General features: G+C 53.2%; 9 protein-coding genes. 8 read left to right on the top strand and 1 reads right to left on the bottom strand.

The features are described 5' to 3' along the window. Positions 1-76 precede the first annotated feature (76 nt). The 7 genes from JIG40_RS03805 (at position 77) to JIG40_RS03775 (ending at position 9824) form a co-directional block, all read left to right on the top strand. On the top strand, positions 77-1531 hold the full coding sequence (locus tag JIG40_RS03805; protein ID WP_020330089.1) for an AdeC/AdeK/OprM family multidrug efflux complex outer membrane factor: 1455 nt from the start codon (positions 77-79) through the stop codon (positions 1529-1531). Between the two features lie 26 nt (positions 1532-1557). Then, complete coding sequence (locus tag JIG40_RS03800; RefSeq protein ID WP_014204819.1) at positions 1558-2757, top strand: HlyD family secretion protein; 1200 nt, start codon at positions 1558-1560, stop codon at positions 2755-2757. Positions 2758-2766: 9 nt separating this feature from the next. After that, positions 2767-4302, top strand: a complete 1536-nt coding sequence (gene vceB, locus JIG40_RS03795; RefSeq protein WP_199464784.1) for a multidrug efflux MFS transporter permease subunit VceB — start codon at positions 2767-2769, stop codon at positions 4300-4302. Between the two features lie 193 nt (positions 4303-4495). Continuing rightward, positions 4496-5365, top strand: a complete 870-nt coding sequence (locus JIG40_RS03790; protein WP_199464783.1) for a helix-turn-helix domain-containing protein — start codon at positions 4496-4498, stop codon at positions 5363-5365. 164 nt (positions 5366-5529) lie between these two features. Further along, a complete protein-coding gene (locus JIG40_RS03785; RefSeq protein ID WP_244662638.1) occupies positions 5530-7617 on the top strand; it encodes a TonB-dependent siderophore receptor in 2088 nt (695 codons plus the stop codon). 262 nt (positions 7618-7879) lie between these two features. Further along, entirely contained in the window at positions 7880-8569 is a 690-nt protein-coding gene (locus JIG40_RS03780) for a response regulator transcription factor (RefSeq protein WP_199464781.1), read from the top strand. Next, on the top strand, positions 8550-9824 hold the full coding sequence (locus tag JIG40_RS03775) for a HAMP domain-containing sensor histidine kinase (protein WP_244662627.1): 1275 nt from the start codon (positions 8550-8552) through the stop codon (positions 9822-9824). Before JIG40_RS03780 ends, JIG40_RS03775 begins: the two co-directional genes overlap by 20 nt. A 53-nt stretch (positions 9825-9877) precedes the next feature. Here the strand turns inward: JIG40_RS03775 and JIG40_RS03770 are convergent, their stop codons facing one another. Next, positions 9878-11317 (bottom strand): sucrose-specific PTS transporter subunit IIBC, encoded by a 1440-nt coding sequence (locus tag JIG40_RS03770; protein ID WP_020330111.1) that lies wholly within the window; start codon positions 11315-11317, stop codon positions 9878-9880. Positions 11318-11623: 306 nt separating this feature from the next. Between JIG40_RS03770 and JIG40_RS03765 the strand changes: the two genes are divergently transcribed. Continuing rightward, complete coding sequence (locus tag JIG40_RS03765) at positions 11624-12610, top strand: LacI family DNA-binding transcriptional regulator (protein ID WP_199464780.1); 987 nt, start codon at positions 11624-11626, stop codon at positions 12608-12610. Positions 12611-12667: the final 57 nt, after the last annotated feature.

Raw genomic sequence — 12667 nt, 5'->3', positions numbered from 1 at the left:
GATAAGTTTCTCTTGACGATCCAAATCTGTCAAGAGTATAACTGTACGGTACGGTTTAGTTATAAGGTTTCCAAATGTGAAAAGCAGTGCCAAACGCCAAGGGATAGTGCGCAAAACAGTCCCTTATTTCTCCATGACATTACTCAGTACGCTGATTTTAGCGGGCTGTTCTACGCCTAATCACAGCAGTGAACTGGGCACGGTCGCCGATGCGGCCGACCTTCAATCGCAACAAACCTTTGCCAATCATGCCGAGATGGACTGGCCATCGGATCATTGGTGGGAGCGTTATCAGGATGCGCAGTTGAATCAATTGATCAACGAAGCCTTTGCTCAATCACCAACGTTGCAAATTGCCATGGCGCGTATGAAAAATGCGCAAGGTATTGCGCAGCAAGCAGGCGCGGCGCGTTCGGTGAATGTCGGGCTTTCCGCGTCGGCGACAGAGAGCAAAGTGAGTTACCAATATCAGGCGGCAATGCCACCGCACGGTTGGAATGACTACGGTTCGCTAACTCTTAACTTCCAGTATGACTTTGACTTTTGGGGTAAGAACCGAGCGGCCGTTGCCGCAGCGACATCTGAGCTGGCAGCGGCGGAAGCCGAAGGGGTATCGGCACGTCTGATGCTCGCCACCTCTATCGCCAATGCCTATGCCGAACTGGCGCGTCTGTATGCTAACCAACATACGGTGGAAGCGGCGCTGGATGTGCGCAACAAAACCGTCGAACTGCTGCAAAAGCGTTATGAAAACGGGCTGGAAACCTTAGGTTCTGTCAGTCAGGCCAGAGCAATTGCAGCCAGCGTTGAAGCGGAATTGCTGGGCCTGAATGAATCGATTCAATTGCAGAAAAACGCACTGGCGGCCTTAGCGGGTCAAGGGCCGGATCGCGCATTGACGATTCAGGAACCCCAGGTGGCACTGAATGCGCGTTACGGATTGCCAACGGATGCTGGTATCGGTTTGCTCGGGCATCGCGCCGACATCACCGCCGCGCGCTGGCGCGCCGAAGCGGCTGCTCAGCGCGTGGGCATTGCTGAAGCGCAGTTTTATCCGGATGTGACGTTGTCTGCGTTTATCGGCTATCAGGCGTTTGGCCTCGATAACCTGTTTAACAGCGGCAACGACGCGGGCGGTATTGGTCCGGCTATCTATTTGCCGCTATTTACCGGCGGCCGATTGGACGGTCAATTGACGTCGGCGCAGGCGAGTTATCAGGAAGCGGTCGGCGGGTACAACGCCACGCTCACCCAAGCGTTGCATGACGTGGCCGACGTGGTGACCAGCACCAAGGCATTGGATATGCGCATCGCCAAAACAGAGGAAGCGGTCGAGCAGGCGCAGCGCGCGTTGCAGATTGCCAGCAACCGTTATCAGGGTGGCCTCGCTACTTACCTTGACGTGCTGGTGGCAGAAGAGTCGCTATTGAATAACCAACGAGCGCTGGTGAACTTGCAGTCACGCGCGTTCAGTTTAGACCTCGCTCTGATCCATGCTTTGGGCGGCGGTTTTCAATCAACACAGTCTTGATTCGGTTTTAAAAAGGTTTCTATCCCATGAGTTCATCAGACAATACCAATACAGAAACAACAGAATTTGATGCTGCGCGAGCCAAGCAGTCGCGTAAAAAAGGGTTTCTGGCACTGGCCGCCGCAGTCATTCTGGCGGGTGGCGGTTACGGCGCCTACTGGCATTTTATCGGTTCACGCTATGTGTCGACCGACAACGCCTATGCGGCGGCAGAAATTGCCGAAGTGACCCCGGCGGTGGGTGGCATTATTGCCAGCGTGAGCGTGGTCGATACCCAATACGTCAATAAAGGCGACGTGTTAGTGCAAATCGACGATACCGATGCGCGTTTGGCGCTCAGCCAGGCGGAAGCGGATTTGGCGCTGGCTACGCGCCGCGTACGCAGCTACCTCGCCAATGACGAAGGTTTGACTGCGATGGTTGAAGCGCAGGAAGCGAGCGAGCAACGTGCCGAGGCACAACTGAAAGCCGCGCAGGCCGATTTTGCGCGCGCTAAGATTGACCTTGCGCGCCGTGAAGACTTGGTGCGCAGTGGTTCGGTGTCCGGCGAAGAGCTGACCAACGCCAAAACCGGTTTCCAACAAGCGCAGGCCAACCTGAATGCGGCGAAAGCGGCGATGGCACAGGCACAGGCCACCAAGCTATCGACCATTGGTTCACAAAAAGCCAATGCCGCGCTGACCGATAACACCACGGTCGAAAACAACCCGGAAGTGCTGCTGGCGAAAGCGCGTTATGAACAGGCGCAGATCGATCTGGAACGCACCGTGATTCGCGCGCCGATCAGCGGCATCATCGCCAAGCGTCAGGTTCAGGTGGGTCGCCGTGTTCAAGTCGGTATGCCGCTGATGACCGTGGTGCCAGTGAACAACATTTATGTCGATGCCAACTTCAAAGAAGTGGAACTGCGCAACGTGAAAGTGGGGCAGCCAGTAACATTGACCGCCGATCTATATGGTGACGATGTCACTTATCACGGTGTGGTCGCAGGATTTTCTGGTGGCACGGGCTCAGCGTTCTCGATGATTCCCGCGCAAAACGCAACGGGTAACTGGATCAAAGTCGTGCAGCGTCTGCCGGTGCGCATTGAACTCGACCCGAAAGATTTGCAGTCTCATCCGCTGCAAGTGGGCTTGTCGATGATCGTCACGGTGGATACTTCCGCTGACACCAATGAGCAGGCGATTGCTCAGTTCCGCGCAGCGAAAGCGTCAGAGCAAGGCTAAGGTGAAGCCATGAGTCATTCCTCTGACAATGAGATCAAACCTTTGTCAGGTGGGGCGCTGTTTCTCGGCGCCTTATGTCTGGCGATGGCGAACTTTCTCGCCATTTTGGATACCACGATTGCCAACGTGTCGGTCTCGAACATTGCTGGCAGCTTAGGCACTTCAACCAGTCAGGGCACGTACGTGATCACCTCGTATGCAGTGGCTGAAGCGATTTCGGTTCCCTTAACCGGATGGCTTGCGCGGCGTTTTGGGTCGATTCGCGTCTTCGTTACCTGTTTTCTGCTGTTTGGTGTGTTTTCGTTGCTGTGTGGCATGGCGACCAGCATGAATATGCTGGTGATGTTCCGCGTGTTCCTCGGCTTTGCTGGTGGTCCGCTGATGCCGCTGTCACAAACGCTGATGATTCGTATCTTCCCCAAAAACAAGAGCCACACGGCGATTGGTATCTGGTCGATGACCACCTTGGTGGCGCCGATCATGGGGCCGATTTTGGGCGGCGTACTGTGTGACCAGTTCAGCTGGCCGTACATCTTCTTCGTCAAAACGCCCTTTGCGATTGTGGCGGCGATTTTGTGCTGGAAGCTGCTGAAGAAATTTGAAACTCAAACTGCCCATTCGAAAATCGACAAGGTCGGTTTGGTACTGCTGGTGGTGTGGGTTGCTGCACTGCAACTAATGTTGGATGAAGGTAAAGATCACGACTGGTTTGAATCGTCACGTATTGTCACGCTGGCGGTGATTGCCGCGGTGGGCTTTGTCGCTTTCCTGATTTGGGAACTGACCGAGCGTAATCCGGTGGTGGATTTGAAAGTGTTCCGTCATCGCGGCTACTCCATGAGCATGGTGACCTTGTCACTGGCGTTTGGCGCTTTCTTCAGTATCTCGGTATTGACGCCGTTATGGCTGCAAATTTACATGGGTTACACCGCGACCATCTCGGGGCATGCGACGGCGACCATGGGCATACTGGCGGTGTTTCTTGCACCGATCATCGCCAACTTGTCGTCGAAATATGATCCGCGGCCGTTTGTGTTTGTCGGCGTGATGTGGCTCGGTTTCTGGACCTTTATGCGCAGTTTCAACACGGTTGATATGACCTTTGAGCAAATCAGTTGGCCGATGTTCGTGCAGGGGATTGGTATGCCGCTGTTCTTTGTGCCGCTGACGGCGATTGCACTCGGCAGTGTCAAAGTCCATGAGATGGAATCGGCAGCGGGGTTGATGAACTTCATACGAACCTTATCCGGCGCGTTTGCCACCTCGATGATCAACACTTCCTGGGAGCACGAATCGCGCTACGTGCATGCTGAATTGGCGGGCTTGACCGACAAAGCAGGTGTGGCGACGCAAGCGATGCAAAACGCGGGCATGAGCGCCGATCAAACCCGTTCGGCGATGGACTGGATGCTGCAAGGGCAAAGTGTGATGGTCGCGACCAACCAACTGTTCTTTGTGATCGCGGTAATTTTTGCCGTTGCTGCGTGCATGATCTGGTTTGCGCCGAAACCGAAACACGCGGTGGACCCGTCCGCGGCGCACTAAATAACACGCACTAAACGAATTAATCCACGGGGCTGTTTGTCAGGAATTGGACTCTCGCTGGCTTTCAGCCCCCTTTTTTAATTTGCCTACCTAAATCTAACTTACGGTTGTTGAGTTATTAGTTGATAATACTTCTCATTAACTGCGAGTTTGTGCGACACTAAGCCCTCTGTTTTTGAGGTGTTTTACTGTCATGACTCGTCCTTCTTTATCGTTTAATCGCCTTTGTAAACTGCTGGACTACATCCATGCGCATCTGGATCAGCCGCTGTCGCTGGATGATTTGGCGCAGCAAAGCTGTTGGTCACGCTGGCAATTACAGCGAGTATTTCAGAGTGAAACCGGACTGACCGTGGCTAACTACGTGCGTGAGCTGAAACTGAGCGAAGCCGCCGAAAACCTGATTGGCGGCTCAGAGCGGGTTATTGATATTGCGCTCGCCAACGGTTTCAGCTCTGAAATCAGCTTTAGCCGCGCGTTTCGGCAGCATTTTGGGCTAAGCCCGCGTGACTATCGCAAGCTCGGTCGTCGCACCGGGCTGCGCAAACCGCTGCAAACCACGCAGCGCCCACCGAAGGTAAGCCAAGCGCCGCAACTGATGCAGTTGCGGGTCGAATCGGCTGAATCGGAAACCTTTTATGGCCTTGCGACGCCGATTCGTGGCTTGCTGGCTGCAGAGCCCGATTTTGCTGAGCAGGTGCCAAGTTTGTGGGCGCAGTTTTCGCCGCTGATTGAGCATCAAGCCACGCAGCCACTGACCGGCGTGATTGACGTGACGGCTGCCTCTGGCAACGACCATGCGTTGATCTACTGGGCAACCAGCGCGCACCCCGTATCGGGCGCCGATCGCGTGACGGTGCCTGCGCAAACTTACGCAGTCGTGAAACATCGCGGGCCGATTGCCTTGCTGCCACAAACGCTGGCGTGGTTTATCTTCGACTGGCTGCCGCAATCGAACTATCGCGGTGTGGATGGGTTTGAACTGGAGCGTTACCCCGATGACTACGACGGCACGGCTTTGAATGCTGAGATGGAATACTGGCTACCGGTTGAAATTGCCTGAGCAAACTTAACATGCTCCAAATTGTTAACTTTTTGACCTGCACTTTTCATAAAATACAAATGATAGTTATTCTCACAAAAAGAAAAGCAGGGTAGTTAAATATCATGGATTTGAATCCACACACCACATTTTCGCCGATCGCGCTGGCGATCCTGTCACTTTTGATGCCCACCACCAGTGTTGCCGCCGATGAGCCAAGTGGCTCAGAAACGGAAACGGTGACCATTTTAGGCCAGACTTATCGCAACACCGCGACGAAAACGGCGCTGGCGCCGGAAGAGACGCCGCAAGGCATCACCGTGATTGACGGCGAACTGCTTGAGCAGCGCGGCGTAACATCGGTTGGTCAGGCGCTGCGCTACGCACCTGGCGTGGTGACGGAAACCAAAGGTGGTTCGGTCACCATGTACGACAACTTCTACATTCGTGGTTTTCAGGTCGACCAAAGCTATTACGACGGCTTGGTACTGCAATACCTTAAAGGCTGGAACTTGCAGCCACAGATTGACCCGATTGCGATGCAGCAACTGGAGATCTTCAAAGGGCCAACATCGGTGTTGTATGGCGCGATGCCTCCGGGCGGTATGGTGAATGTGATTGCTAAAGCGCCGCAACAGCAGCGCAGCACCGAAGTGTCGGCCTCCACGGGTTCGCGCCATTTGCAGCAAGTGACGCTCGATACCACCGGGCCGCTCAGCGATGCGCTCTCTTACCGTTTGATTGCCAAAGCGCGCAAACAGGACGGCCAGGTTGATGGTACGGAGGAAGAGCGCTATTTGATTGCGCCGTCACTTGACTGGCAAGTCACCGACAAAACGCTGATCAATCTTAACCTCTATTATCAGAACGATCCGGCGATGGGCATGAACTCGGCTTTGCCTGCGTCAGGCACCGTGACCTCTAACGCCAACGGGTCAACGTCCTCCTCGACTTACGCGGGTGACACCAACTGGAGCAAATTCGAGCGTGAAATTCTGATGCTGGGTTATAAAGTGCAGCATCAGTTCACCGATAACTGGGCGTTCTTACAGAACCTGCGTTACACCGACGCATCATTGACCCAGAAAAACCTCTATCACAGCAGTGGTGGTTTTGATGAAACCACGGGCGTGCTGACGCGCAACATTTACAGCACCGATGAAAGTTACAACGGTTTGGTGGTGGATAACCAACTGTCCGGTGTGATCAACTGGGGCAGCGTGGAACACAATCTGCTGTTCGGTGTTGATTACCAACGCCTGAAAGGCGACTCGCTGTATAAAACCTACACCACCACCGACAGCGATTTTTACAGCTTTAACCTGTTCAATCCCAACAACAATTTGCTCGATAGCAGCACAGTGTCGGCGCAGTATGCATACGACTACGATATCGCAATCAAACAGCTTGGCGGTTATTTCCAGGATCAACTGCGCTGGAATCGCTGGGTGCTGATTGCCGGCGGGCGTTTCGATCACTACACCAGCGAAAGCGTGGTGTCCGGTTACAGCACCAAAGCCGACGACAACGAGTTTTCTTATCGCGTTGGCGCGCTGTATCAGTTTGATTCCGGGTTCGCACCGTTTGCCAGCTACGCCACCAGTTTTTCACCAGTGGCTGGCACCGACAGTCAGTTCGGTCAGCCGTTCAAGCCGGAAACAGGCGAGCAGATGGAAGTGGGCGTGAAATATCAGTCGGCGGACATGAGCAAGCAGGCCAGCGTGTCGCTCTACCACATTGTGAAAAACAATGTAGTGGTGACGGACCCAAGCTCGGCTAACTATCAGGATGATATTCAGGTGGGAGAAGTGCGCTCACAAGGCGTAGAAGTTCAAGGCCGCTGGTGGCTGATACCAAACTGGGACATCGCGGCAAGCTACACTTACGCTGACGTCGAAGTGACCAAAGACAGCGCCAATGGTTTGCAAGGGACTACGCCGATTTATGTACCCAAACACAGCGCTACCTTATGGAGCACTTACCAAGTTGATGAAGGGATGTTGGGCGGCAGCAGAGTGAGCGGCGGCGCGCGCTATGTCGGTGAAATGTACATGGACGCGACCAATACTCAAGGCAAAGTGCCGGATTACACCGTGGTTGACCTGTCACTGGGTTACGATCTCGGCCGCGTGAGTGAGCGTCTGCAAGGGGCGCGTGCGGATCTTATCGCCAGTAATCTGTTCGATCAGGCGTACTACACCTGCTACAACAACATGAACTGCTGGTATGGCGCGGAACGCACCATCGAGCTGAAACTCGGTTATCAGTTCTAATCTGCCAATCTCAAGCGCCCGGTTTTGGCCGGGCGTCTTGCATTCGGTTAACCCGGTCTTAACCCACGTTCCATTACGCTGAGCACGACAAAAAAATTCGTCGGCTTTGACCTGCCTTTTTCTTTGGCATCATTCAGTTACGCTATGATGTAAAGCAAAGCGCAAGAATGAGCGTCACGCGCGCCATTCGGCCTTGCACAGTGACCTTCAGGTCGAAAGATTCAGCAAAGCCCTTATCCGTAACAGCAGTAGGTAAAAAGGAATGTTAAAGGCGTTATTGGTGGAAGACGATATCGATCTGGCCACCGCTTTGATTGACTATATGTCTCTGGAAGAGATCGAATGCGATTTCGCCGCCGACGGACAAGTTGGCTACAACCTGATCATGGCAAATCGCTACGACGTGATTGTACTCGATCTCAATCTGCCCAAAATAGAAGGTTTGGTGGTATGCGAGCGTATTCGTGAACGCGGAATTGAAACACCGGTATTGATGCTGACCGCGCGCGATACGTTGGACGATAAACTGCAAGGTTTTAGCCATGGTGCGGACGACTATCTGGTCAAACCGTTTGCGATGGAAGAGCTGATGGTGCGCATTCAGGTGTTGGCGAAGCGCCGCAGCGGACAGGTGTCGAAATTGCGTGTCGCCGATCTGGAACTGGATATGGCGCAGCGCAAAGTGACGCGCGCCGGGCAGGAGATCAAACTCTCGCCGATTGCGATTAAAATTCTCGAATTGCTGATGCGTGAATACCCATCGGGCGTATCACGGGAGAAGATTGTTTTGAATGTGTGGGGTGATGAACAACCGGGCAGCAACAGCCTCAAAGTACACATGTTCAACCTGCGTAAACAGATAGATAAAGAGGGATTAGAACCATTGATTCACACTCTTCCCGGTTACGGATTCGCCATACAACGGCAGGGTAATGATGAAACTGCGTCGTAGCCTGAAAATATTTTTTGCCTGCGCGGTGATGGCGATGGGCACCATCACGGTGCTGAGCTATTCCACTCTCGCCGCCAACTACTTCGAGCAAGGGCTTGATGGCGGTATGCGTATGACCATGGTTGAAATTGGGCGTCACGCGCAACTGGAGAACGGCAAGCCTAAGATGATTCTCGGCTTTCAGGTCGCCCGCCGCTGGCAGGATGTGCAACCCGCGATTCGCGAAGTGTTTGCCGTGCCCGGTGAACATCTCGACTTTAGCAAACGTATCGACAGTTCGAGCTGGTTCTCGGTGCCGGAGCGCGCGCTGTTTCTGATGCGTTACGATCAGGGCACGACCGAAACACTCTACATTTCGCGCGTGATGGATGACTTTACGCACGCCAAAATTGACCATGGTATGCCCAAAGGCAAGTGGCCCCATTTTGTCAAACTGATGAGCTACGGCGCGCTGGGTATCGCGCTGTTTGCGTTATGTATGTATTTTCTGATGCAACTGGTCGCCAAACCAGTGGAGAGACTGGGTCACTGGGCGAAAAACCTGACCCCTGCGCAGCTCAATGAGCCGCTGCCGGATTTTCAGTACAACGAGTTGAACCGTCTGGCAGATGTCCTGCGCAATAGCGTGTCATCGGTGGAAGATTCATTGCGTCGTGAACAGAAGTTCCTCGCTCATGCCAGCCATGAGCTGCGCACACCGATCGCCGTGGTGCGCAGCAACGCTGAGTTGCTGGCTAAGCTGCTTGATAAACCGGACAGCCTGGACAAGCAGAAACAAGTGGTGGAACGGATAATACGTGCAGGGGTTACGATGACCGACCTGACTGAAACGCTGTTATGGCTAAATCGCGGCAACGAGAGTGAACCACCGCTGAGTGAAGTGGAGCTGTGTACATTGGTTGAACACATCAGTCAGGAACTGAGTTATCTGGTGCAAAACAAAGAGGTAGAGGTGGAAGTGCATCTCTCTCCCGGTCAGTTTTTACTGCCCAAAACGCTGTGCCACATTGTGTTGAGTAACCTCATTCGCAATGCCTATCAACACACGCTGTTTGGCAAAGTGCTCATCACTCAGCAAGGGGCTCGTGTGACCATTTCCAATCAGGATCACAGTGGCAGTGATGCTCAGGATACACTCGGCTTTGGTCTGGGCCTTGAGCTGACTAATCGCATTATTCGTCACTATAAATGGCAGTATCACACTATTGAACGCGACAATGGCCGCGAGGTAACGATCAACTTCCTCTGGCAATAAAAAATGCCCACTCAATCGAGTGGGCAAAGCGTAATCGTTATAGGGGGCACGTATTACGCTGTAGCGCGAACGCCTTGTTTTGCTTTTTCACGCATGCCCAACATCAGAGTCAGACCAAACGCAACCGCAAACGAAATCACCATGCCCACCACGTAGTAACCGATTTTCTCCGGGTTGATGGAGATGATGCCTGGCAAACCTGCCGCACCCAGTGCGTGCGCTTTGACGTTAAACAGAGTAATGAACGCACTGGCAATCGCAGAACCTGTGATGGCGGCGATGAACGGGTAACGCAGTTTCAGGTTCACACCAAACATCGCCGGTTCCGTAATGCCCAGCAGTGCGGTAATGCCCGATGGCACGGCAATGCCTTTGAGCTTGATGTCTTTGGTGGTAAAGCCGACCGCCAGCGCTGCGGCGCCTTGTGCCACATTTGACATGGCTGCAATCGGGAAAATGAAGGTGCCGCCAGTGGTTGCGATATCCGCCAGCAGCTGAGTTTCAATTGCAATGAAGCTGTGGTGCATACCGGTGATCACGAACGGAGCATAGATAAAACCAAACAGCGCGCCGCCGATAAAGCCTGCCGAATCGTACAGCCAGTTGAGGCCGTCACCCAGCATAAAGCCAACATCACGCGTGATTGGGCCCACTAAGGTGAACGTCAGGAAACCGGTGATGAAAATCGCCAGCATCGGTGTCAGCAGATTATCGAGTACGGACGGAATCACTTTGCGCAGACCGAGCTCAACTTTGGCTAAAATGAAGGCCGAAACCAGCACTGGCAGAACTGAGCCTTGATAACCCACTTTCTGAATTTCCAGCCCGAGAATGTTCCACGTCGGCACAGTGCCAGCCACGGTCGCACTACCAAAGCCCCAACCGTTAAGCAGATCCGGGTGAACCATCAGCATACCCAGTGCCGCGCCAAGGAACGGGTTTCCGCCAAATTTGCGTGACGCAGAGAACGCCAGCAGAACGGGTAAGTAAACAAACGGGGCGTTGGCGAAGGTGTTGATCATGCTGGCCAAATCCGCCAGACCGGGGTTGGCATCAATCAGCGATTGACCATCAATAAACAAGCCTTTGGCGGTCAGTACGTTGAACAGGCCCATGAGCAGACCGCCCGCGACGATGGCCGGAATGATAGGCACGAAAATATCGGATAGGCCTTTTACCGCGCGCTGCACGATGTTCTGTTTTTGCGCGCCAGCGCTGGCGACGTCGTTGGTCGACATATCGGCCATGCCGGTCAGTTTCGCCATTTCGGCATACACCTGATTGACGATACCTGAGCCAAAAATGATCTGGTATTGGCCCGCGACCTTGAACTGGCCTTTAACGCCATCCAGCGTTTCGATTGCGCTTTCATCAATCTGTGATTCATCTTTCACTGCCAGACGTAGTCGTGTTGCGCAGTGTGCCAGCGCCTGGATGTTGGCTTTGCCACCCAAGTGCTCGAGAAGTTGTTTTGCTATGACTGGATAGTCCATAACTCACCCCGGTTCTTGTTACTTGTCAGTATACCCGTCCTGTCTGAAGTTGCGCGGTGTCGGCCGCTTCAATGCGTCTGGGTTTAGTTGTGTGCTGCTTTATGATTATATTTTTGGGAACGTTTGCAAAAGCGATTCTTGTCAATTAATTCCGCTGGGTCAAAAGATCGTGATGAATTCTGTGAGAATGATCGCCAAAAGCAGGATCGAGAAACAACAAAACAAGGGTAAAATCACGCTAATGCCGGGGTTGGAATAGGGTATTTCTGCAATCAATCCCAATTGGAAGGTGAAATAGGATGCTTTATGGCAAGTTTGCATGATGTCGCCAGGTTGGCTGGTGTGTCAAAGTCGACCGTCTCTCGCGTAATTAATGATGAGTACGGCGTAAAAGAGTCGACCAAAATCAAAGTGTTAAAGGCAGTTTCTGAGTGTGGCTACGTCGTTAACCAGGTGGCGAAAGATCTTAAATCACAGAAAACTAACCTGATTGGTGTGATTGTGCCGCGGGTATCGTCCCATGCGACTGCACAAGGCGTGGATGGCCTGACGGCGATCTTCGAACAAGCGGGTAAACATGTATTGCTTGCCAATACTCATCAAGTTCATGCAAAAGAACTTGAATATATTCAAATATTTAATCAAAAGCGTGTCGAAGGGATTGTGTTCTATGCCACCCATCTGGACGCGCCGCTCGTCAAAGCGATTCAGCAATCGGCGGTGCCGGTGGTGCTGGTGGGACAGGACGGCTCGCTGCACAATATTCCGAGTGTGGTGCACGATGATACGCGCGTTGGCTTTGAAGCGGGCAACCGCTTAGTGCAAGCGGGCTGCGAACAGATCGGTTTTATCGGCGTTCAGAGTGATGACATTGCGGTGGATGTCCAACGTTCACAAGGTCTGGAGCAGGCTCTGGCATTTCACAATAAGCCGCTGCTGTTTCATGTGCGTGGCGATTTTTCGATTGAATCCGGCTATCGTCTGGCGAAAGAGCAGATCAAATCATATCCGCAAATGGATGGCCTGTTCTGTGCAACCGACCGTTTGGCCGTCGGCGCGATCAAAGCGCTGCAGGAAGCCGGCGTAAAGGTTGGTGAACAGGTGAAACTACTCGGAGTCGGCAATGACGAACTGGCCTATGTCAGCACACCTCCGTTATCAACTTTTAATTATGCCTTTGATAAAGCTGGAGAAAATGCAGCAAAGATGCTTCTGGAACGCATTGCCGGACGCGGCCAGGAGATGAGTAAAGTTGTGCTCACTTTCCAGAATGTAGCCCGCGAAACCTGCTAAAACTCACGCTCAAATTCCTCTCTGCTGTTGCCGGGTTTCTGTGCCCGGCTTCACACT

The organism is Vibrio sp. bablab_jr001, assembly GCF_016464285.1.
Lineage (GTDB): Bacteria > Pseudomonadota > Gammaproteobacteria > Enterobacterales > Vibrionaceae > Vibrio > Vibrio fluvialis.
The sequence above is the reverse complement of the archived record's forward strand: the minus strand, read 5'-3'. Positions and strand labels throughout refer to the sequence as shown.